The sequence below is a fragment of the Pseudoduganella sp. GCM10020061 genome (assembly GCF_042683405.1).
Taxonomy (GTDB): domain Bacteria; phylum Pseudomonadota; class Gammaproteobacteria; order Burkholderiales; family Burkholderiaceae_D; genus Telluria.
Genome location: NZ_JBHUJS010000003.1, coordinates 158,016 through 179,458 on the forward strand (window position 1 = coordinate 158,016; position 21,443 = coordinate 179,458).

Here is a 21,443-nt window from a genome sequence, read left to right on the forward strand (position 1 = left end):
CCATGTCGATGTCCGTCGGCTCCGAAAGCGGAGATGATGATCAGGTAATGTCGGAGATCAACACGACGCCCCTCGTGGACATCATGTTGGTTCTCCTGATTATCTTCCTGATCACTAGCCCGGTGGTCCTCAAACTGCAGAAAGTAGCACTGCCGGAAGAGGTCAACCAGGTCGTTGTACCGAAACCAGAGAACGTGAATATCACGGTGAACAAGGATGGTGATTACTACTTCAACCAGACTCGTATTGCCGATACTGACGCTCTGTTCGAGTTCCTGAAGAAGGAATCTGTGAAGCTGCCTCAGCCAGCTGTCTATGTTCGCGGCGACCAGAATGTTCGCTACGAAGCAGTGGGCCGGGTCATCTTCCAGGCGCAGCGTGCTGGGATCCAGAAGGTCGGCTTCCTCATCGAGCCACCTGATAAGGGCTAACACCTGATAAAGCGGGGCAGGAAGCGCAAGCAACCTGCCCTGTAGGTCCCAACATCAAGTAAAGGAAACACCATGAGTATGAACGTAGGCGGTGGCGGGGGCGCGGCAAACGCGGAACCGGAACCGATGATGGAAGTGAATATGACGCCAATGATCGACGTGATGCTCGTGTTGATCATTCTGCTGATTATTACGATTCCGAAGCAGCAGCACTCCGTCAACCTGAACATGCCGGTGGGTACCCCACCTCCACCGACCAAAGAGCCGGTAGTGGTGACCATCGACGTGGACTTTGACGGCACGATCCTGTGGGATAGCCAGATCGTCCCGGACCGCAATACGCTGGAAAGCAAGCTGGCCAGTGTGGCAGCAATGCCTGACCAGCCGGAAGTTCACTTGCGTCCGAACAAACTGGTACCATATAAAGTCGTGGCAGGCGTGATGGCTTCGGCCCAGCGCCTGGGCGTTACCAAAATTGGCATGGTCGGCAACGAGCAGTTCCAATAAGCATTTTTGCTAATTCCGCACACGGCAGGGTCTCCCTGCCGTGTCGTTTTTGAAGGAAAGAATTTTCAAATGACCAAGATTCGTCTCGCTCATTTCGGCCTCGCACTGGCCGCCCTCGGTTTCACCGCGGCGACCCCGCTGGTTGGCCTCGCGCCAATGGCCTACGCTGCCGAAACGCTGCGTCCAGAGATCGGCAAGCCGATCCAGGCTGCCCAGGCCCTGATGAAGTCCGGCAAGAACAAGGAAGCGCTGGCAAAACTGCGCGAAGCGGACGCCGTCGGCGGCAAATCCGCGGCTGAGTCCTACCTGATCGAACGCGTGCGCGCTGGCGCGGCGTCGGCGGCAGGCGATTACAACCAGGCTGCCAAGTCGTTCGAAATCCTGCTGGATTCCGGCCGCCTGTCGGCATCCGAAAAAGCCCAATTCTCCGAAGGCCTGGTCGGCATCTACATGCGCGCCAAGGACTACGGCAAGGCCAACGCAGCGATCGAGCGCCAGCTGAAAGAGCGCAACGACCCGAAACTGCGCGGCTACCTGATGCAGAACTACTACAACATGGGCAACACCGCTGCGGTGCTGAACATCGTGCGTGGTGAAGAAAAAGCCGGCCGCGTGCCGAGCGAAGACATGTACGGCATGGTCGCCAACCTGCAGAACAAGGCAGGCGACAAGGCAGGCTACGTGGCCACGCTGGAAAAGCTGGCGCGCCACTACCCGAACGCCAATACCTGGAACGACCTGCTGAACCGCGTGCAGCGCCAGCCTGGCTTCTCGCAGCGCCTGGCAGTCGACATCTACCGCCTCAAGCTGAAGAACAACCTGCTGAAGAAGCCTTCCGAGTTCATGGAAATGGCCCAGCTGGTGCTGCAGGAGAAGTCGCCTGCCGAAGCGCAGCGCGTGGTGGCAGCCGGCTACAAGGCGGGTGCACTGGGCGTGGGCGCGGAAGCGCCGCGTCACCAGCGCCTGAAGGACCTGGCCGACCGTGAAGCAGCGTCATTCGTGGGCGCAGCCCCGGCGCTGGAAGCGGCCATCCGCAAGGAAAACGACATGTCCAGCCTGGCACGCCTGGGTTATGGCCTGGTCCAGTCGGGCAAGACCGAGCAGGGCCTGAAGCTGATGAACGAAGCGATCAAGTCCGGTCAACTGGGCGAGCGCAAGGAAGAGGTTGAACTGCGCCTCGGCCAGGCGTACGCCTACGCGGGCAACCAGAAGCAGGCACTGGCGACCTGGAAGGGCGTCGACGGCAAGGACGGCTCCGCCGCACTGGCCCGCTACTTCGCCATGGCCAAGTAATTGGGGTTTGGGGACTGTCCCTGCGGGACTGTCCCCCTCCCTTAAAAAGCGCTGCCCTGCCCCCGCAGGCAGCGCTTTTTATCTTTCTGATCGTATAATCAAGCCTTTGCCCCCACCCAACCGTACATGAAGGTATTCCGCGGTCTCCCCAATGACCGTGCCCGCGCCCCCTGCGCGCTCACGATCGGCAATTTCGACGGCGTCCACCGCGGCCACCAGGCCCTGCTAGCGCGCGTGCGCGCTGCCGCCGCACGCCTGGGCGTCGAAGCGGCCGTGATGACCTTCGAGCCGCATCCGCGCGAATTCTTCGCCGAACGGATGGGCGACCTGTCCCGGGCCCCGAACCGTATCGCCACCCTGCGCGACAAGCTCGAATCGCTGCGCCAGTGCGGCGTCGACCGCGTGATCGTCGAGCACTTCAACGCCAGCTTCGCGGCCATGCCGCCGGACGACTTCACCCGCAAGGTGCTGGCCGAGGGCCTGCACGTGAAATGGCTGATGGTGGGCGAGGACTTCTGCTACGGCGCCAAACGCGCCGGCAACGTCGCCATGCTGCGCGAGGCAGGCCGCGAACTGGGCTTCGAGGTCGAGACCCTGCCCACCGTGATGGAGGGCGCCGAACGCGTCTCCTCGTCCGCCGTGCGCGCCGCGCTGGCCGCGGGCGACTTCGCCCAGGCCAAAGTCCTGCTCGGCCACGGCTACTCGATTTCCGGCCACGTGATCCACGGCGCCAAGCTGGGGCGCACGATCGGCTACCCTACCCTGAACCTGCGCGTCGCGCACCGCCCTGCCGTGAACGGCATCTTCGTGGTGCAGGTGCACGGCCTGCGCGGCACGCCCGTGCACGGCGTGGCCAGCGTCGGCGTGCGCCCGACGGTGGAGAACGCGGGCCGCATGCTGCTCGAAGTGCACCTGTTCGACTACGACCAGGCTTGCTACGGCAAGCTGGTGCGCGTCGAATTCCTGAAAAAAATCCGCGACGAGGAAAAGTTCACCGACCTCGCCACGCTGACCGCGGCCATCGACAACGATGCCGCGCTCGCCCGCAACTACTTTGCTCAAAACTGAAGAATCGCCATGTCCGATAAAGCCGCTAAAAAACCCGAAAGCAAATACCCGGTCAACATGACCGACACCCCGTTCCCGATGCGTGGCGACCTCGCCAAGCGCGAACCGGGCTGGGTCAAGCAATGGCAGGACAAGAAGATTTACGAGCGCATCCGCAAGGCCGCCAAGGGCCGCCCGATGTTCATCCTGCATGACGGTCCGCCGTATGCGAACGGCGACATCCACCTGGGCCACGCGGTCAACAAGATCCTCAAGGACATGGTGGTCAAGTCGCGCACCATGGCCGGCTTCGACGCGCCTTACGTGCCGGGCTGGGACTGCCACGGCATGCCGATCGAGATCCAGATCGAAAAACTGCACGGCAAGAACCTGCCGACGGCGGAAGTGCTGACCAAGGCCCGTTCCTACGCCAACGAACAGATCGAGCGCCAGAAGAAGGACTTCATCCGCCTGGGCGTGCTGGGCGAGTGGGACAACCCGTACAAGACCATGGCCTTCGGTAACGAGGCGGACGAGCTGCGCGCGCTGGGCAAGCTGCTGGAAAAAGGCTACGTGTACCGCGGCCTGAAGCCCGTGAACTGGTGCTTCGACTGCGGCTCCGCGCTGGCCGAAGCGGAAGTGGAATACCAGGACAAGCGCGATCCTGCCATCGATGTCGGCTTCCCGTTCGCCGAGCGCGAGAAGCTGGCGGCCGCCTTCGGCCTGCCGCAGCTGCCGGAAGGCGACGGCTTCATCGTGATCTGGACCACCACGCCATGGACCATCCCGTCCAACCAGGCGCTGAATGTGAACGCGGAAGTCGAGTACGCGCTGGTGCAGACCACGCGCGACGGCAAGCCGCTGATGCTGCTGCTGGCAAAGGACCTGGCCGCGCAGTGCCTCGAGCGCTACAAGCTCGACGCCGGCACCATCCTCGCCACCACCAGGGGCGAGAAGCTGGCCGGCATCCGGTTCCACCATCCGCTCTACCGCAAGGACCCGTTCTACGACCGCCTGTCGCCGCTGTACCTGGCCGACTACGTCACCACCGAGAGCGGCACCGGCGTGGTGCACTCCGCGCCCGCCTACGGCCTGGAAGACTTCGTGTCCTGCAAGGAGCACGGCATCAAGGACGACGAGATCCTGACCCCGGTGATGGGCGACGGCCGATTCGCCTCCACGCTGCCGCTGTTCGCCGGCATGACGATCTGGGAGGCGTCCAAGCCGATCTGCGCCGCGCTGACCGAGGAAGGCGCGCTGTTCGAGCTGAAGATGTTCGACCACAGCTACATGCACTGCTGGCGCCACAAGACCCCGATCGTGTACCGCGCCACCAACCAGTGGTTCGCCGGCATGGACATCGTGCCGAAGGACGGCGCCGCGCCGCTGCGCGAAACCGCCCTCAAGGCGATCGAGGAGACCGCGTTCTACCCGTCGTGGGGCAAGGCGCGCCTGCACGGCATGATCGCCAACCGTCCGGACTGGACCCTGTCGCGCCAGCGCCAGTGGGGCGTGCCGATGGCCTTCTTCATCCACCGCGAGACCGGCACGCTGCATCCGGAGACCCCGCGCCTGCTGGAAGAAGTGGCGCAGATGATCGAAAAGAACGGCATCGACGCATGGCATGCGCTCGACCCGAAGGACATCCTGGGCGCCGACGCCGACAACTACGTCAAGAACCGCGACACGCTGGATGTGTGGTTCGACTCCGGCACCACGCACCAGACCGTGCTGCGCGGCTCCCACGCGGCGCAGTCGCAGTTCCCGGCCGACCTGTACCTGGAAGGCTCGGACCAGCACCGCGGCTGGTTCCACTCGTCGCTGCTGACCTCCTCCATGCTGAACGGCCGCGCGCCGTACAAGGCCCTGCTCACGCACGGCTTTACCGTGGACGGCGAAGGCAAGAAGATGTCCAAGTCGCTGGGTAACACGCTGGCGCCGCAGAAGATCTCCGATACGCTCGGCGCCGACATCCTGCGCCTGTGGATCGCCTCGACCGACTACTCGGGCGAGCTGTCGATCTCCGACGAGATCCTCAAGCGCGTGACCGAATCCTACCGCCGCATCCGCAACACCCTGCGCTTCCTGCTCGCGAACACCTCGGACTTCGACTTCAAGGCGCACGCCGTGCCGGTCGACGAGATGATCGAGATCGACCAGTACGCGCTGGCCAGCGTGGCCGAGCTGCAGAAGGCGATCACCCAGCACTACGAGGCCTACGAGTTCCACCCGGTCGTCTCGAAGCTGCAGAACTTCGCATCGGAAGACCTGGGCGGCTTCTACCTCGACATCCTCAAGGACCGCCTGTACACCTCCGGCGTCGATTCGAAAGCGCGCCGCTCGGCGCAGACCGCGCTGTGGCACATCACGCAAAGCCTGCTGCGCCTGATGGCGCCGATGCTGTCCTTCACCGCCGAAGAAGCGTGGGCAGTGTTCGCCGGCGGCGAGGCCTATGCCGCAAGCGACGAAACCATCTTCACCCAGACCTGGTGGGAAGTGCCGCAGCCGGCCAAGCGCGACGAACTGCTGGCCAAGTACGCCCTGCTGCGCACCGTGCGCGCGGACGTGACCAAGCAGCTGGAAGAACTGCGCAGCGAAGGCGCGATCGGCTCGTCCCTGCAGGCCGAGCTGACCATCGCCGCATCGGGCGAAAAGTACCGCGCGCTGGCGAGCCTGGACGACGACCTCAAGTTCGTGTTCATCACCTCGCAGGCCAAGGTGGTGGAAGCGGCCAGCGAAGCCGAAGAGTCGGTGGTCGTGAACCCGTCCCTGGCGGCCAAGTGCGAGCGCTGCTGGCACTACCGCGCGGACGTCGGCCAGCACGCCAACGATCCGGGCCTGTGCGGACGCTGCCACGCCAACCTGTTCGGCGCCGGCGAAAAGCGCCACTTTGCATAAGCGGCGACCGTGAACATGGCAACCAAAAAAGCAGTCGCAGGCAAACCTGCATTCTCCGCATCCAAGTCGGCCCCGCGCGGCTCGCTGGTACCGTGGCTGGGCATCGCGGCCATCATCGTGCTGTTCGACCAGCTCACCAAGATCGTGATCGAGAAGATCTTCCACTATGGCGAAGTGCTGCCGGTGACCTCGTTCTTCAACCTGGTCCTGGCGTACAACAAGGGCGCAGCGTTCAGCTTCCTCGCGGGCGCGGGCGGCTGGCAGCGCTATTTCTTCACCGCCGTCGGCATCATCGCGGTAGTGTTCATCGTCCAGCAGCTGCGCAAGCACGCCGACCAGCGCCTGTTCTGCCTGTCGTTCTCGTTCATCATGGGCGGCGCAATCGGCAACGTGATCGACCGTGTCGTGTACGGTCACGTGGTGGACTTCCTCGACTTCCACTGGACCGGCATCGGCCACTTCCCGGCGTTTAACCTCGCGGACATCGCGATCACGCTGGGCGCGGCCATGTTCATCATCGACGAGCTGCGGCGCGTCAACCGCAAGTAAAGGGACACACCATGGCCCGGCAACTCGAAGGCAAACGCATCGTCCTCGGCCTGTCCGGCGGCGTGGCCTGCTACAAGTCGGCGGAGCTGTGCCGCGCGCTGGTGAAGGAAGGCGCGTCCGTGCAGGTCGTGATGACCGACGCGGCCACGCACTTCATCACCGCAGTGACCATGCAGGCCCTGTCGGGCCAGCCGGTCTACACCGACCAGTGGGACCCGCGCGTGGCCAATAACATGGCCCACATCGACACCACGCGCGACGCCGACGCGATCCTGATCGCGCCCTGCTCCGCCGATTTCATTCGCAAGCTGGCGCACGGCGCCTGCGACGACCTGCTCTCCACCATGTGCGTGGCGCGCCCGGCGCGCGTGCCGCTGCTGATTGCGCCGGCCATGAACGTGGAGATGTGGCAGAACGCCGCCACCCAGCGCAACGTCGCGCAGGTGAAGGCGGACGGCGTGTGCCTGTTCGGCCCCGCCGCCGGCGAGCAGGCCTGCGGCGAGACCGGCCTTGGCCGCATGCTCGAACCCGAGCAGCTGGTGGAAGAGCTGATCGCATCGTTCCAGCCCAAGGTGCTGGAAGGCCGCCGCGTGCTGATCACCGCCGGCCCGACCTACGAGGCGATCGACCCGGTGCGCGGCATTACCAATCTCTCCTCGGGCAAAATGGGCTACGCGGTCGCCCGCGCAGCGCGCGAAGCCGGCGCCGACGTGCTGCTGGTATCCGGCCCGACCGCGCTGCCGACGCCGCACGGCGTGCGCCGCATCGACGTGAAGAGCGCGCAGCAGATGAAGCAGGCCGTGATGGACTCACTCAAGGGCGTGCACGTGTTCATCGGCGTCGCCGCGGTGGCCGACTGGCGCGTCGCGAACGCCAGCGAACAGAAAATGAAGAAGCAGGAAGGCGGCGCGACGCCGTCGCTGGAGTTCGAGGAGAACCCGGACATCCTGGCCAGCGTGGCCGCCACCACCTCGATCTCGGGCTGGCCCTACTGCGTCGGCTTCGCGGCCGAGTCGGAAAAGCTGGAAGACTTCGGCGCGGCCAAGCGCGAACGCAAGGGCATTCCGCTGCTGGTCGGGAACATCGGCCACCACACCTTCGGCCAGGACGACAACACCATCATGCTGTTCGACGAAAACGGGCACACCGTGCTGCCGCGCGCGGACAAGCTGACGCTGGCACGCCAGCTCATTTCGGAAATCGCAAAGCGCATCGAGCGCCAGGCCCTCATATGAAAAAGAATATCGACGTCAAGATCCTGGACCCGCGCATGAAGGAATTCATGCCCGAGTACGCAACGCCGGGCAGCGCGGGCCTCGACCTGCGCGCCTGCATCGACCTGCCGGTCACGCTCGAACCCGGAGCGACGGTGCTGATCCCGACCGGGCTGGCGATCCACATTGGCGATCCGCGCTATGCGGCGATGATCCTGCCGCGCAGCGGCATGGGCCACAAGAACGGCATTGTCCTTGGGAATCTGGTAGGCTTAATCGACTCCGACTACCAGGGCCAGCTCATGGTCTCGACCTGGAATCGCGGGCAGAAGGCCTTCACGCTCCAGCCGATGGAGCGGCTGGCGCAGCTGGTGATTGTCCCGGTCCTGCAAGTCGGATTCAACGTCGTCGAAGAATTCGAACAAAGCGAACGCGGTGCTGGCGGGTTTGGCAGCACCGGCAAACACTAAGGAGTCGTCAATGAACCGCAAGCTTACCTGGCTTGGCGTCGTATCCGCGCTGCTGCTCGCCGCGTGCACCACCCAGGGACCGGTACAACCTGAAGCCGAGGCCCCGCGCCCGGTCGAGAAGGCCCCTGCCCTGTCGCCGAAACTGGCCGCCGCTGCGGACTACCTCACCAGGATGGCGGAGCAGCAGGCGCGCCTGTACAGCGTGGCCGCGCCGCTCCTCATCAACAACGCGCAGCTGTGCAAATCGCACGCGCGCAACCTGCTCGGCTTCACCGCCAAGAACCGCTACTACTATCCGGGCGAATTCAACGAAGCGGCCCACTATGCGTTCGGCATGGGCGACCAGATGCAGGTCACCGGCGTGCTGGCTGGCAGCGGCGCCTCCAAGGCCGGCCTGCGCCGCGGCGACGGCCTCGTGTCCGCCGAGGGCAAGCCGATTCCGACCGGCGCCACCGCGCCGTCGACCGTGGGCTCCGTGCTCGGGCCGCTGGTGGCCAAGAATGCGACCATCGACATGGTCATCTCGCGCGACGGCGCCAACCGCGACATCGCGGTGCCGGTCACGCGCGCCTGCGGCTTTGGCATTGAACTGGGCAATTCGGACAACGTGAACTCGTATGCGGACGGCTCGCGCGTGCTGGTCACGCGCGGCATGCTCAACTTCGCGCAGTCGAACGACGAACTGGCTTACGTGATGGCGCGCGGGATCGCGCACAACATGCTGGGCCATCCGCAATCGCAGCGCCAGAACAGCACCCTGTCCTCGATCATCGACAACCTGGTGTCGGTGCGGCCCGACCTGTCGATGCTGATCGGCAGCGGCGGCGTCAAGGCGATGCCGTCGGACCTGGATGCGGCGGCGGACCGGCTCGCGGTGTACCTGCTCGCGCGTGCGAACTACGACCTGGACGGCGTGGAAAAATTCTGGAAGCGCCTGGCGGACACCTATCCGGCCAGCGTGCTGAATGGCTACGTGGCGAATCACCCGTCGACGCAGGTGCGGCTCGCGACCATCGGCAAGGCTGTCGATGAAGTGGAAGCCAAGCGCAAGGCCAAACAGGCCCTCGTTCCCTGATCCGGGACGGTACCGCCCGCTCAGCGGCCTGCGGGACTGTCCCCTTCCCCGATCAGATGAAGTCGGCGAGTTCGGGCCACGTCATGGTCGCCCACACGATCAGCGCAATGAACGCCACCGCTCCCAGGCAGGCCAGCAGCAACAGGTCGAACCTGGGCGAGTCGCCCCGCTTTTTCTTATCTTTGCTCATGCCCGGTAGTATATTCGATCCATGGACAGCATCGACCTCGAGGTTCTGAAAGCGGCCAGCGCCTGGATCGACGCTGGCCAGCGCTGCCTGCTGGTCACGGTGGTGCGGACCTGGGGATCGAGCCCGCGTCCCGCCGGCGCCCTGCTCGCGATCTGCGAGGACGGCCGCGTTAGCGGCTCCGTTTCCGGCGGCTGCATCGAGGACGACCTGATCGAGCGCGTGCGCTGCGAAGGCATTACCCGCACCCGGCCCGAGCTGGTCACTTATGGCATCACCGCCGACGAGGCGCACCGCTTCGGCCTGCCCTGCGGCGGCACCATCGAACTGGCGCTGGAGCCACTGGGCGCCGCCAGCCGCATCGCGGAACTGCTCGCACTGCTGGAAGGCCATCAGCTGGTCGCGCGCCGGCTCGACATGGAAACAGGCGCGGTTACGCTGGATGCGGCGGGCGCCGGCGACGTGCTGCGGATGCAGGACGGCGTGCTGACGACCGTGCACGGCCCGCGCTGGCGCCTGCTGGTCATCGGGGCCGGACAGCTCTCGCGCATCCTCGCGCAGATCGCCAGCGCCATGGACTACCACGTCACCGTCTGCGACCCGCGCGAAGACTACCGCGCCAGCTGGAACCTGCCGGGCATCGAACCCGTGCATGCGATGCCGGACGACCTGGTGCTGGAGATGCGGCTCGATGCGCGCAGCGCCGTGGTCGCGCTGACGCACGACCCCAAGCTGGACGACCTGGCCTTGATGGAAGCCTTGAAATCCGACGCCTTCTACGTCGGCGCCATCGGCTCGCGCGCGAACAACGCGCGGCGGCGCGAACGCCTGCGCGAGTTCGACCTCACGCCGGCACAGATCGCGCGCCTGCATGGGCCGATCGGCCTGTACATCGGCAGCAAGACACCACCCGAGATCGCGATTTCGATCATGGCCGAGATGACCGCCATCCGTAACGGCGTGCCGCAGTCGCTGCGCGTCCCCCACGCCGCGGCATAGGGGACTGCCGCCTACGCCAGCACGCCGTCGCGTTCGGGCTGGTAGACGATATCGAGCACCCTGACGACCAGCGGGCCGTTCGGCCCCGCCCATTCGATGCTGCTTCCCACCGCCAGCCCCAGCAACGCACTGCCGACCGGCGACAGCACCGAGATCGTGTTGTCGCCCGCTTCGCGCGGATACACGAGCGTCATGCAGAACGCTTCCCCGTCGTGGCCAAGGGAAAAGCGGACCGTGGAGTTCATGGTGACGACGACCGGCGGCACCTCGTCGCCGTCGACCAGCTCGGCCCGTTCCAGCTCGCCCAGCAGGCCTTCGCAATGGGCGGTGGGCGGCAGCGAATCGATCAGCGCGATCAGGCGCTCGAAGTCACGGGTGGTGACGATGATTTCGGGTTTCATGTTGTTCCTTCCAAATGTGCCAGGAGCGGACGCTCGAACGCGTGCCCGCTGGCGGATCAAAGACTGACGGTTCGGATGGAGGTGGCTCGGGAGAGGTGACAGGCGGGTGCCCGTTTTCCGCTCACCGAGCCTGGAAAAGCCAGGCGAGATCGCGGCTCGAGCATTGCGCTCGGCGCGCGCCTGCAACGGTGGTTCCGGCTGGGGAGATGGACGCGCGGGCGCCTTCCGCGGTGTGCGGATGCAGGGCGTGGCAATGGCGGATGCGCGGCGCGGTCATGTGGTGAGTATAACCCCGTCCGTGCGGGGAGGACAGCGCCTGGCGGAATCGGCCCAAACATGGCCGATTCCGCCACCGTGGCTTTAAAAGCAAGATGCGGGGAGCGGGGGCCGGCCGGGCGTGCGATACTTGCTGGCTCCTGCGGGGACAGGCCCCGGCTACCAAACCACACCGACACATGAATACCGCCAATTTCCTGCGACTGATCCTGCTGGCTGCCATCTGGGGCGGCTCTTTCCTCTTCATGCGCATCAGCGCGCCGGTGCTCGGGCCGGCGGTGCTGATCGAATACCGGGTCGCGTTCGCGGCGGTGTTCCTCGCCATCGTGGGCTACTTCCTCAACAGGCGGCTCGACCTGCGCGCGCACTGGAAGCATTACCTGATGCTGGGCTTCTTCAATTCCGCCCTGCCCTTCCTGCTGTTTGCGTATGCGGCGTCGACGCTGTCCGCCTCCGTGCTGTCGGTGCTGAACGCCACGGCGCCGATGTTCGGCGCGCTGATCGGCGCCGTGTGGGGTCGCCAGGGCATCAAGATGCGCACCACGCTCGGGCTGGCGATGGGCACCGCCGGCGTGGCGCTGCTGGTCGGCTTTGACGATGTCAGCAAGCTCCCCGGCGCGGGCATCGCCATCGCCGCCGGCCTGGCGGCCGCGTTCTGCTACTCGGTGGCCAGCACTTACGCCAGGTCGGCCAAGGCGGTGGAACCATTCGCCAACGCGCATGGAAGCATGTGGGCCGCGACGCTGCTGGTCATTCCCGCGCTGCCGTTCTTCCCGTCGCCCGGCGAGCCGACAGCAGGCGTGATGGCAGCCGCGCTGGCCCTGGGCATCCTGTGCAGCGGCATCGCCTACCTGCTGTATTTCAAGCTGGTGGCCGATGTCGGCCCGACGTCGGCGCTGACGGTCACCTTCCTCAATCCCATCTTCGGCATCCTGTGGGGCGCGCTGTTCCTGCACGAGGTGATCGGCTGGCACACCATCGCCGGCTCGGCCATCGTGATCGGCGGCACCATGCTGGTGACGGGCTTCAAGCCGCGCTTCGGACGGACGGCTGCGGCGGCCGCGCGCTGATGGCCGTCCGCCGCATCGCGCTGCCGCCGGGCTACCGGAAGCAGGATGTCCTCGCCTTCCACAGCCGCGACGCCGAAGGCATTGCGGAGCAGGTCACGCAGGAGCGCCTGCGCAAGGCCGTCCTGCTCGGCGGTACGCCGGTGCTGCTCGATGTGACATTCGGCGATGCCGAGGCGGTCTGCGAAGTGGCATCCGATTGCGCGCTCGATGCCGCACAGGAGGCGATGGTGGACGACGCGCTCCTGAACATCCTGGGCCTGCGCATCGACCCGGACCGCTTCCTGGAGTTCGCCAGGGCCGACCCGGTGCTGGGGCCGCTCGCGCGCCGGCATGCGGGACTGCGCATCGTACAGTCGGCCACCGTGTTCGAGGCGCTGACCTGGGCCGTCATCGGCCAGCAGATCAACCTGACCTTCGCGATCGCGCTGCGGCGCACCTTCATCCAGCAGGCCGGCCGTGCGCACAGCGGCGGGCTGCTCTGCTATCCGGAGGCCGCCGACGTCGCGAGGCTGGACGTGGAGGACCTCACCACCCGCAAGTTCTCGCGCTCGAAAGCGGAAACGCTGATCAGGCTTGCCACGCTGGTCGCCGAAGGCGGGCTGTCGCTGGAGCGCACGGGCGACGTCGAGCGCACCAGCGCGGCACTGCTGGCGGTGAAGGGCATCGGGCCGTGGACGGTCAACTATGCGCTGCTGCGCGGGTTCGGCTACGGGGATTGCTCGCTGCATGGGGATGTGGCGGTGCGCAGCGCGCTGCAGAAGCTGCTGGGAACGGCGGAGAAGCCGTCGATTGCGGAGGCGGAACGCTGGCTGGCGGGCTATGCGCCGCATCGCACCATGGTGGCGGCCCATCTGTGGGCGAGCCTCTGAGCCGCAGGGGACTGTCCCTGAAAGCCGCTGAGCGGGCAGTACCGTCCCCAGCTTTTTAATAAGCTCAGAGGCTAAGCACGCTAAAAAGCTGGGGACAGTCCCCTGCGGGGACAGTCCCCAAACCCCAAACGAAAAAGCCGCTGGCCTCGTTTGAGAGCCAGCGGCTTTGGAATCTGGTTGCGGGGACAGGATTTGAACCTGTGACCTTCGGGTTATGAGCCCGACGAGCTGCCAGACTGCTCCACCCCGCGTCTGATACGAAGTATTATACGCAGCTTTCCCGCTTTAGGCAAACTTAATCCCATTTACTTGTGCGATTGCAGCAGGCCATGCACGATAACGCGGCCGTGGCGGTGCGTCATCGCAGTGCGGAAACGGTGTAAAGTGAAGTCCTCATTCCACAAAGCCGATTTATGAAATTCTGTTCCGAGTGTGCCCACCCTGTCGCCCTGGCCATCCCCGAAGGCGACAACCGGCCACGCTACGTGTGCGCGCAATGCAGCGCGATCCACTACCAGAACCCCAAGCTGGTGGTCGGCTCGGTTCCGGTATGGGAGCAGGACGGGCCGCTGAAGGTGCTGCTGTGCCGCCGCGCGATCGAACCGCGCTATGGCTACTGGACGCTGCCCGCCGGCTTCATGGAAAACGAGGAAACCACCGGGCAGGCCGCCGTGCGCGAGACGGAAGAAGAAGCCGGCGCGCGCATCGAGCTCGGCAGCCTGTTTACGCTGCTGAACGTGGCGCAGGTCCACCAGGTGCACCTGTTCTACCTCGCGCGCCTGCTGGACCTGGACTTCGAGGCGGGCGTCGAGTCGCTGGAAGTGCGCCTCTTCGCCGAGTCCGAGATCCCGTGGGACGAGCTGGCCTTCCCCACCATCCGCAAGACGCTCGAGCTGTTCTTCGAAGACCGCACCCGCATGCGCGAAGGCGGCGTGCACGGCTTCTACAGCCACGACATCGTGCGCCCCATGCGCTCCGCGGGCGCCTGATCACGCATCATGATCCCCTGGCTCGAATCCAACACCCCGTTCCCGGACGTGTCGCAGGCGCTGACCGTCGACGCGCCCGGGCTGCTGGCGGCGGGCGCGGACCTGTCCCCGCAGCGGCTGCTGGCCGCCTACCGCCAGGGCATCTTCCCGTGGTTCTCCGAGGGCCAGCCGATCCTCTGGTGGAGCACCGATCCGCGCATGGTGCTCAAGACCGGTGACTTCCACGTTTCGTCCAGCCTGCGCAAGACGCTGCGCAAGGTCGAGCGCAGCATGCGCGAAGGCGGCCCGTGGCAGCTGAAGTTCGACAGCGCCTTCGAGCAGGTGATGCGCGCCTGCGCCGAACCGCGCCGCGACGGGCCGGGCACCTGGATCTCCGAGGAGATCGTGGCCGGCTACACCGCCTTGCACCGGATGGGCTACGCGCACTCGTCCGAGCTGTGGCACGAGGGCGAACTGGTGGGCGGCGCCTATGGCGTGTCGATCGGCGCCATGTTCTACGGCGAGTCGATGTTCGCGCGCGTGCCGGACGGCTCCAAGGTGGCGCTGGCGCACCTGGTCGGCTTCCTGCGCATGCACGGCGTGATGATGATCGACTGTCAACAGGAGACCGCACACCTCGCCTCGCTGGGCGCCGCGCCGATCCCGCGCCGCGAATTCCTGGCGCACCTGCGGCAGGCCATCGCCGCGCCCCAGATCGTCGACTGGGACAGCCCGCCTTCCCTGCTCCCCGCGCACGCGGCGGTCCAGGCCGGGTTGAGCGAAGCCCAGGACCGGGGCGCTGCGCAGGCTCAGTATGGATCCCCGCCCGCGCGGGGATGATGCGGCGCCACGGATGAGTGCGCGCGCACCATCGACATCCCAAACTTTGGCTACAATGGACTCCAGCCAGTCAGCCCTGGGGACGCACGCATGACGCACCTGAACGACCTGCCCTTCTCGACGCTGCAGTTCTACATCACGGCACCTTATGCGTGCAGTTACCTCGACACGCGCCAGGCGCGTTCGCAAGTCGCCACGCCCTCGCACCTGATCAACGCGGACGTCTATTCCGAACTGGTGCGCAACGGCTTTCGCCGCAGCGGCATCTTTACCTACCGCCCCAACTGCGACGGCTGCCACGCCTGCATCCCGGTGCGCGTGTGCGCGCTCCAGTACCAGCCCAACCGCGCCCAAAAGCGGGCCTGGACGCGCCACGAAAAGCTGCGCCCAATGATCGCCACGCTTGGATTTTCCGACGAGCACTACGCCCTGTACCTGCGTTACCAGACCACCCGCCATATCGGCGGCGGCATGGACCAGGACAGCCGCGACCAGTATGCGCAGTTCCTGCTCCAGAGCCGCGTCAACACGCGCCTGGTCGAGTTCCGCGAGCCGGACGGCACCTTGCGCATGGTCTCGATCATCGACGTGCTGTCGGACGGCCTGTCGTCCGTGTACACCTTCTTCGACCCCGACGTGCCGGGCGCCTCGTTCGGCACCTACAACGTGATGTGGCAGATCGCGCAGGCGCGCGAACTGGGCCTGCCCTACGTCTACCTGGGCTACTGGATCGAACACAGCCAGAAGATGTCCTACAAGATCAACTTCCGCCCGCTCGAAGCGCGGCAGGACGGGCGCTGGAGCGTGGTGTCGGCCGCACGGTAAAATAGCGGGATTCCATCATCCCGCCCCGCCATGTCCGACAAGCTCCTGTACGCCCTCGCCCGCCCGCTGCTGTTCTCGCTCGACGCCGAAACCGCGCACAACCTCACGCTTCCTGCCCTGCGCCGCGCCGCGTCGCTCGGCCTCACGCGCGCCTGCAGCAAGCCGGCGCCCGATCCGCGCACCGTGATGGGCATCGTGTTCCCGAACCCGGTGGGCCTGGCCGCCGGCCTGGACAAGGATGGCGCCTACATCGACGGCCTGGCCGCGCTGGGCTTCGGCTTCATCGAAGTGGGCACGGTCACCCCGCGCGCCCAACCGGGCAACGCCAAACCGCGCATGTTCCGCCTGCCTGCCGCCAACGCCATCATCAACCGCATGGGCTTCAATAACGGCGGCGTGGACGCCTTCGTCGCCAACGTGCAGCGCTCGCGCTACTACCAGGAAGGCGGCGTGCTGGGCCTGAACATCGGCAAGAACGCCGACACGCCGATCGAGCGCGCGGCGGACGACTACCTGGCCTGCCTGGAAAAGGTCTACCCGTACGCAACCTACGTCACGGTCAACATCTCCTCGCCCAACACCAAGAACCTGCGCCAGCTGCAGGGCGCCTCCGAGCTGGATGCGCTGCTGTCGCAGCTCAAGGACGCGCAATCGCGCCTCGCGGACAGGCACAAGCGCTACGTGCCGATCACGCTGAAGATCGCACCGGACATCGACGGCGACCAGATCAGGGAAATCGCGGGCGCGCTGCTGCGCCACAAGATCGACGGCGTCATCGCCACCAACACGACCCTCTCGCGCACCGCCGTGCAGGGCATGCCGCATGGCGAGGAAGCGGGCGGCTTGTCGGGCGCGCCCGTGTTCGAACTGTCGAACGCGGTCGTGGCAGGCCTCAAGCGCGAACTGGGCGACGCCATTCCGATCATCGGCGTGGGCGGCATCATGAAGGGCGAGGATGCGCGCGCGAAGATGGACGCGGGCGCGCAGCTGGTGCAGCTGTACAGCGGCCTGATTTACCGCGGCCCGGCGCTGGTGCGCGAGTGCGCCAGCGCGATCCGCCGCTAACGCAAAGGGAGCACGCGATGCAGCGCAACCGGCTTGGCGACACCGACCTTCACGTATCGAAGGTCTGCCTCGGCACGATGACCTTCGGCGAGCAGAATACCGAAGCGGACGCGCACAGCCAGCTCGACTTCGCGCTGGAGCGGGGCGTCAATTTCATCGATACCGCCGAAATGTATCCGGTGATGCCGCGCGCCGAAACGCAGGGATCGACCGAGCGCTTCATCGGCAGCTGGCTGAAGAAAAGCGGCCGCCGCGCCGACGTGGTGCTGGCCACCAAAGTCGCGGGACCGAATCCGTCCATGCACTGGATCCGCGGCGGCCGCAACAACCTGGACGAGGCGAATATCCGCGCCGCCGTCGAAGCGAGCCTGCAGCGCCTGCAGACCGACTACATCGACCTGTACCAGCTGCACTGGCCGAGCCGCAACGCGCCGATCTTCGGCAACAACATGTTCGACCCGTCGAAGGAACGCGACAGCGTGCCGGTCGAAGCGACGCTGGAGGTGCTGGGCAAGCTGGTCGAAGAAGGAAAGATCCGCCACATCGGCGTATCGAACGAGACCTCATGGGGCGTGAGCGAATTCATCAAGCAGTCGGAGTCCAGGGGCCTGCCCCGCATTGCCACCATCCAGAACCTGTACAACCTGACCGCACGCGGCTTTGAGACCAGCCTGCTGGATGAGACCTGCTACCGCGAGCGCGTCAGCCTGCTGGCCTACAGCCCGCTCGCGTTCGGCCAGCTATCGGCAAAGTATCTCGACAACCCGAAGGCGCATGGCCGCCTGACGATCTTCCCGCCCGGCTGGAGCCCGCGCTACCTGCGCCCGGCTGTGCTGGCCGCCGCCGCCGAGTATGCGGCGCTGGCGCGCGCCAACGGCATGACGCCGGCCGCGATGGCGCTGGCGTGGTGCTACAGCCGCTGGTTCGTGGCCTCCACCATCATCGGCGCGACCACGCTGGCCCAGCTGGAAGAGAACATCGGCGCCGCGGACATCACGCTGGCGCCGGACCTCATCGGCGCCATCGACGCCATCCACGCCCGCCTGACCAACCCCGGCCAGTAGCTCGCCGCAGTCAGCTGCCCTACTTGCGTTTGCGCTCGCCGGCCGCGAACTCTTCGATTTTCTTGGTCGGGCCGGACACGATCAGCAGGTCCGCCGGCAGGATGCGCGTCTCCGGCAAGGCGTGCTGGAAGTCCTCGTTCATGCGCTTGACCCCGACCACCGTGACGCCAAAGCGCGAGCGCACGTGCGAGTCGGCCAGCGTCAGGTTGTGGGTCTCGGCCGGCGCATTGATCTTGGCGATCGCGAAGCCGTCCTCGAATTCGATGAAGTCCATCATGCGCCCGGTGATCAGGTGCGCCACGCGCGCCCCCATGTCCGCCTCCGGATAGACGACGTGGTGCGCACCGATGCGCTGTGCGATCTGGCCGTGGTCGGGCGTCATCGCCTTGACCCAGATATCCTTGATGCCCAGCTCCGTTAATACCATGAGCGTCATCAGGCTGGCCGACAGATCGGAACCGATGGCGACGATGGCATGCGAGAAGTCGCCCACACCCAGCTGCAGCATGACATTTTCGTTGGTCGAATCAGCCTGCACGGCGTGCGTCAGCCGATCACCCCAGACTTGCACCAGCTCTTCCCTGCGGTCGATCCCCATCACGTCGTGGCCGAGGCGCATCAGGGATTGCGCCACCGCGCCGCCAAAACGGCCCAGGCCGATCACGACCACGCTGTCGCCGGCTGCAAAAGAGAACTGCTCTGAAAAAATTCTACCCAACAATTGGATGCTCCTCCGGATAGCGATAAGGCATGCGCCGTTCACCCAGCACCAGCGAGGTGGCGAGCGTGATCGTGCCTACCCTGCCAAAAAACATTAACAGCGCCAGCATCATCTGCCCGGACACCGGCAGCTGCGCAGTGATGCCGGTCGACAGCCCGACCGTGCCGAACGCGGAAATCACTTCGAAGATGACCTGGTCCGTCGGGAAGTCGGACACACGCAGCAGGAAAACGGTCCCGACCGAGACGAGGATACTCCCAAGTACCAGCACCGTAATCGCCTGGCGCTGCGCGGACGCGCCCACGCGCCGCCCGAACGCCTCGGTATCGGTGTGGCCCTTCGCCTCCGCCCACACCAGCAGGAACAGCACCGCAACGGTGCCCACCTTGACCCCGCCCGCCGTGCCCGCGCTGCCGCCGCCGATGAACATCAGCAGGTAGTGCAGCGACCAGGTCTCCTGCGTCAGCGCGCCAATATCGACGGCGTTGAAGCCGGCCGTCCTGGCCGACACGGAAATGAACAGGCTGTTCAGCAGCTTGTCGCCGAAGTCGAAGGCCCCCAGCGTCCTGGCGTTGCCCCATTCGAACAGCAGCACCGCGGCAAACCCGCCCAGCAGCAGCACCGCGGTGCCCGCCAGCGTGAGCTTGGTGTGCAGCGACCAGTGGCGCGGATCGCGCAAGCGCACCCGCAGGTCGTGCAGTACCGGGAAGCCGATGCCGCCAACCACGATCGCCAGCATGATCGGCACCAGCACCAGCCCATCGCCGGCGTAGCGCATCAGGCCATCGGCGTGGATGGAAAAGCCCGCGTTGTTGAAGGCCGAGATGGAATGGAACAGCCCGGACCAGCCGGCTTCCAGCCAGTCCAGGCCGTGGCTGAAATGCAGGCGCAGGACCAGCACCGCGGCCACCGCCGCCTCCATCAGCAGGGTCACCAGGATGACGACTTTCGCAATGCTGGTGACGTCGCCCAGCCCGACCGACCGCGTCTCGGTCTGCGTCATCAGGCGCGTGCGCAGGCGCGGCGAACGGTTCGCCATCAGTCCCAGCAGGGTTGCGGCCGTCATCATGCCGAATCCGCCCAACTGGAACATGGCCATGATGGCGGACTGCCCGAAGGTGGACCAGTAGGTGCCGGTATCGACCACCACCAGGCCGGTCACGCACACCGCCGATACGGCCGTAAAGAAGGCCACGCTGAACGGCGCCACCCCGCCGCCTACGTGGGCGGCGGGCAGCATCAGGACTGCGGTGCCGAGCAGGATCGTGACCAGGAAGGCCAACGGAACGGCCCGGGCCGGATGGATGACAACCTTGTTCATCCGCCGGCGCTCCCGGGCGGGCGGCGGTCGTCGAAGTCCATCGTGTCAGGGTCGGGGTCGGACGCCAGCGGTGCGCCCATGCGGCTGAGCCAGGCAAAGCCGAGCAGGCCCGCCATGAGCGAGGCCAGCAGGATTGCCATCTTCGACGCATTGATCACCTCCGGCTGTCCCGCGTACGCCAGGTTGGTAATGAAGATCGACATGGTGAAGCCGATCCCGCCCAGCAGGCCGGCGCCGAGGATGTGGCGCCACGCCAGGTCGAGCGGCAGGCGGCAGACGCCGAGCATGACGGCGACCAGGCTGAACAGGACGATGCCCGCCGGCTTGCCGGCCACCAGCCCCAGCAGGATGCCGACGCTGTTCGCCGACAGGAGCTCCTGGGCCCAGCCGGCGCCGATCACGATGCCCGTGTTGGCCAGCGCAAAGACCGGCAGGATCAGGAAGGCGACAGGCTTGTGCAGCGCGTTCTCCAGCCGGTGCGAGGGCGAGGCGGCATCGTCTTGCGCCGCCGAATACGGGATCGCGAACGCCAGCAGCACGCCGGCAATGGTCGCGTGCACGCCGGATTTGAGCATCAGGAACCACATCAGCACGCCGCCCAGCAGGTACAGCCACAAGGCCATGATGCGCCAGATGCGGTTCATCGCCAGCAGGACGGCAAACACGCCGAGCGCCGCCAGCAGGTAGGCGAACGACACCTCGGCCGTGTAGAACACGGCGATCACGATGATGGCGCCCAGGTCGTCCATCACGGCCAGCGCGGTCAGGAAAATTTTCAGCGATGCCGGCACGCGCTTGCCGAGCAGCGCCAGCACGCCCAGCGCGAAGGCGATGTCGGTGGCCATGGGAATGCCGATGCCCGCCTGGGTCGGGCTGCCGCCGTTCAGCGTAAAGTGGATCAGCGAAGGAATGGCGATGCCGCCAGCGGCAGCCACGATCGGCAGCATTGCGTTGCGCAGGTCGGACAGCTCGCCGTTTTGCAGTTCCCGTTCCAGTTCCAGCCCGATCAGCAGGAAGAACACTGCCATCAGGGCGTCGTTGACCCAGTGTTCGATGCTCAGGCCGGCGACGACCTGGCGCCAGAAGCCGAGGTAGTCCTCGCCCAGCGGCGAATTGGCGATGCCCAGCGATAGCAGCGTGCACAGGATCAGCAGCACGCCGCCGGCCTTGCCGGACTGGGCGAATTTCCTGAATGTTTGTGACAGCGGGATCTCGATGCGCATCAGCCCCTCCGCTCGCGGCTGGCAGTGCAGCGCCGGCAGGCGGCGGGTGGAGAAGGCGGGTCGGCGCGGCGCGCAGGCGCCTGGGAGATCAGGTCGGAGTTTTGCATGGTCGATGGATGTCGGAGAGCGC

The 21,443-nt window shown here is 65.9% G+C and carries 22 protein-coding genes and 1 tRNA gene; 17 read left to right on the forward strand and 6 right to left on the reverse strand.

Going from position 1 to position 21,443, the window contains the following annotated elements; genetic code table 11:
* Positions 1-2: 2 nt before the first annotated feature.
* The 9 genes from ACFSQR_RS08130 to ACFSQR_RS08170 all read left to right on the forward strand — a co-directional run bounded on the left by ACFSQR_RS08130 (position 3) and on the right by ACFSQR_RS08170 (position 9,484).
* Positions 3-431 carry an ExbD/TolR family protein gene (locus ACFSQR_RS08130; RefSeq protein WP_377729194.1) on the forward strand — a complete coding sequence of 143 codons (429 nt, stop codon included), beginning with the start codon at positions 3-5 and terminating at the stop codon, positions 429-431.
* 72 nt (positions 432-503) lie between these two features.
* Complete coding sequence (locus ACFSQR_RS08135) at positions 504-938, forward strand: ExbD/TolR family protein (protein ID WP_377729195.1); 435 nt, start codon at positions 504-506, stop codon at positions 936-938.
* A gap of 69 nt (positions 939-1,007) precedes the next feature.
* Positions 1,008-2,231 (forward strand): tetratricopeptide repeat protein, encoded by a 1,224-nt coding sequence (locus ACFSQR_RS08140; protein ID WP_377729196.1) that lies wholly within the window; start codon positions 1,008-1,010, stop codon positions 2,229-2,231.
* A gap of 126 nt (positions 2,232-2,357) precedes the next feature.
* Positions 2,358-3,299, forward strand: coding sequence for a bifunctional riboflavin kinase/FAD synthetase (locus ACFSQR_RS08145; RefSeq protein ID WP_377729197.1), 942 nt, complete (start codon positions 2,358-2,360; stop codon positions 3,297-3,299).
* Positions 3,300-3,308: 9 nt separating this feature from the next.
* Positions 3,309-6,176, forward strand: a complete 2,868-nt coding sequence (ileS, locus tag ACFSQR_RS08150) for an isoleucine--tRNA ligase (protein ID WP_377729198.1) — start codon at positions 3,309-3,311, stop codon at positions 6,174-6,176.
* Between the two features lie 15 nt (positions 6,177-6,191).
* Complete coding sequence (lspA, locus tag ACFSQR_RS08155; RefSeq protein ID WP_377729199.1) at positions 6,192-6,725, forward strand: signal peptidase II; 534 nt, start codon at positions 6,192-6,194, stop codon at positions 6,723-6,725.
* A gap of 11 nt (positions 6,726-6,736) precedes the next feature.
* On the forward strand, positions 6,737-7,960 hold the full coding sequence (coaBC, locus tag ACFSQR_RS08160; RefSeq protein WP_377729201.1) for a bifunctional phosphopantothenoylcysteine decarboxylase/phosphopantothenate--cysteine ligase CoaBC: 1,224 nt from the start codon (positions 6,737-6,739) through the stop codon (positions 7,958-7,960).
* Positions 7,957-8,409 carry a dUTP diphosphatase gene (dut, locus tag ACFSQR_RS08165; protein WP_377729202.1) on the forward strand — a complete coding sequence of 151 codons (453 nt, stop codon included), beginning with the start codon at positions 7,957-7,959 and terminating at the stop codon, positions 8,407-8,409. The genes coaBC and dut overlap by 4 nt, the downstream gene beginning before the upstream one ends.
* A gap of 10 nt (positions 8,410-8,419) precedes the next feature.
* A complete protein-coding gene (locus ACFSQR_RS08170) occupies positions 8,420-9,484 on the forward strand; it encodes a M48 family metalloprotease (protein WP_377729203.1) in 1,065 nt (354 codons plus the stop codon).
* 52 nt (positions 9,485-9,536) lie between these two features.
* Here the strand turns inward: ACFSQR_RS08170 and ACFSQR_RS08175 are convergent, their stop codons facing one another.
* Positions 9,537-9,674 carry a hypothetical protein gene (locus tag ACFSQR_RS08175; RefSeq protein ID WP_377729204.1) on the reverse strand — a complete coding sequence of 46 codons (138 nt, stop codon included), beginning with the start codon at positions 9,672-9,674 and terminating at the stop codon, positions 9,537-9,539.
* A 21-nt stretch (positions 9,675-9,695) separates the two neighbouring features.
* Between ACFSQR_RS08175 and ACFSQR_RS08180 the strand changes: the two genes are divergently transcribed.
* A complete protein-coding gene (locus tag ACFSQR_RS08180; RefSeq protein WP_377729206.1) occupies positions 9,696-10,670 on the forward strand; it encodes an XdhC family protein in 975 nt (324 codons plus the stop codon).
* A gap of 11 nt (positions 10,671-10,681) precedes the next feature.
* Here the strand turns inward: ACFSQR_RS08180 and rnk are convergent, their stop codons facing one another.
* Entirely contained in the window at positions 10,682-11,071 is a 390-nt protein-coding gene (gene rnk, locus ACFSQR_RS08185) for a nucleoside diphosphate kinase regulator (RefSeq protein ID WP_377729208.1), read from the reverse strand.
* A gap of 455 nt (positions 11,072-11,526) precedes the next feature.
* On the opposite strand from rnk, the gene ACFSQR_RS08190 reads away from it, so the two are divergent.
* Both ACFSQR_RS08190 and ACFSQR_RS08195 read left to right on the forward strand, forming a co-directional pair.
* Positions 11,527-12,417 carry a DMT family transporter gene (locus ACFSQR_RS08190; RefSeq protein WP_377729209.1) on the forward strand — a complete coding sequence of 297 codons (891 nt, stop codon included), beginning with the start codon at positions 11,527-11,529 and terminating at the stop codon, positions 12,415-12,417.
* The gene (locus ACFSQR_RS08195) at positions 12,417-13,286 is read left to right on the forward strand and encodes a DNA-3-methyladenine glycosylase family protein (RefSeq protein WP_377729210.1); all 870 of its coding nucleotides are present in this window, start codon (positions 12,417-12,419) and stop codon (positions 13,284-13,286) included. The genes ACFSQR_RS08190 and ACFSQR_RS08195 overlap by 1 nt, the downstream gene beginning before the upstream one ends.
* 174 nt (positions 13,287-13,460) lie before the next feature.
* On the opposite strand, the gene ACFSQR_RS08200 is transcribed toward ACFSQR_RS08195, so the two are convergent.
* Positions 13,461-13,537 (reverse strand) — tRNA-Met (locus ACFSQR_RS08200).
* Between the two features lie 162 nt (positions 13,538-13,699).
* On the opposite strand from ACFSQR_RS08200, the gene ACFSQR_RS08205 reads away from it, so the two are divergent.
* From ACFSQR_RS08205 to ACFSQR_RS08225, 5 genes are all read left to right on the forward strand, one after another.
* Positions 13,700-14,275, forward strand: a complete 576-nt coding sequence (locus ACFSQR_RS08205; RefSeq protein WP_377729212.1) for an NUDIX hydrolase — start codon at positions 13,700-13,702, stop codon at positions 14,273-14,275.
* Positions 14,276-14,284: 9 nt separating this feature from the next.
* Positions 14,285-15,094 (forward strand): leucyl/phenylalanyl-tRNA--protein transferase, encoded by an 810-nt coding sequence (aat, locus tag ACFSQR_RS08210; RefSeq protein ID WP_377729213.1) that lies wholly within the window; start codon positions 14,285-14,287, stop codon positions 15,092-15,094.
* A 90-nt stretch (positions 15,095-15,184) separates the two neighbouring features.
* Positions 15,185-15,919: an arginyltransferase gene (locus ACFSQR_RS08215; protein ID WP_377729214.1), complete on the forward strand. Its 735-nt coding sequence runs from the start codon at positions 15,185-15,187 to the stop codon at positions 15,917-15,919.
* 30 nt (positions 15,920-15,949) lie between these two features.
* Positions 15,950-16,984 (forward strand): quinone-dependent dihydroorotate dehydrogenase, encoded by a 1,035-nt coding sequence (locus ACFSQR_RS08220; protein ID WP_377729215.1) that lies wholly within the window; start codon positions 15,950-15,952, stop codon positions 16,982-16,984.
* Positions 16,985-17,001: 17 nt separating this feature from the next.
* On the forward strand, positions 17,002-18,048 hold the full coding sequence (locus ACFSQR_RS08225) for an aldo/keto reductase (protein WP_377729216.1): 1,047 nt from the start codon (positions 17,002-17,004) through the stop codon (positions 18,046-18,048).
* Positions 18,049-18,067: 19 nt separating this feature from the next.
* Here ACFSQR_RS08225 and ACFSQR_RS08230 read toward each other — a convergent pair whose 3' ends face one another.
* The 3 genes from ACFSQR_RS08230 to nhaA are packed head-to-tail and all read right to left on the reverse strand — an operon-like array spanning position 18,068 to position 21,313.
* Positions 18,068-18,769, reverse strand: coding sequence for a potassium channel family protein (locus ACFSQR_RS08230; RefSeq protein WP_377729218.1), 702 nt, complete (start codon positions 18,767-18,769; stop codon positions 18,068-18,070).
* A complete protein-coding gene (locus ACFSQR_RS08235; RefSeq protein WP_377729219.1) occupies positions 18,759-20,090 on the reverse strand; it encodes a TrkH family potassium uptake protein in 1,332 nt (443 codons plus the stop codon). Before ACFSQR_RS08235 ends, ACFSQR_RS08230 begins: the two co-directional genes overlap by 11 nt.
* Positions 20,087-21,313, reverse strand: coding sequence for a Na+/H+ antiporter NhaA (gene nhaA / locus ACFSQR_RS08240; protein ID WP_377729220.1), 1,227 nt, complete (start codon positions 21,311-21,313; stop codon positions 20,087-20,089). The genes ACFSQR_RS08235 and nhaA overlap by 4 nt, the downstream gene beginning before the upstream one ends.
* Positions 21,314-21,443 lie beyond the last annotated feature (130 nt).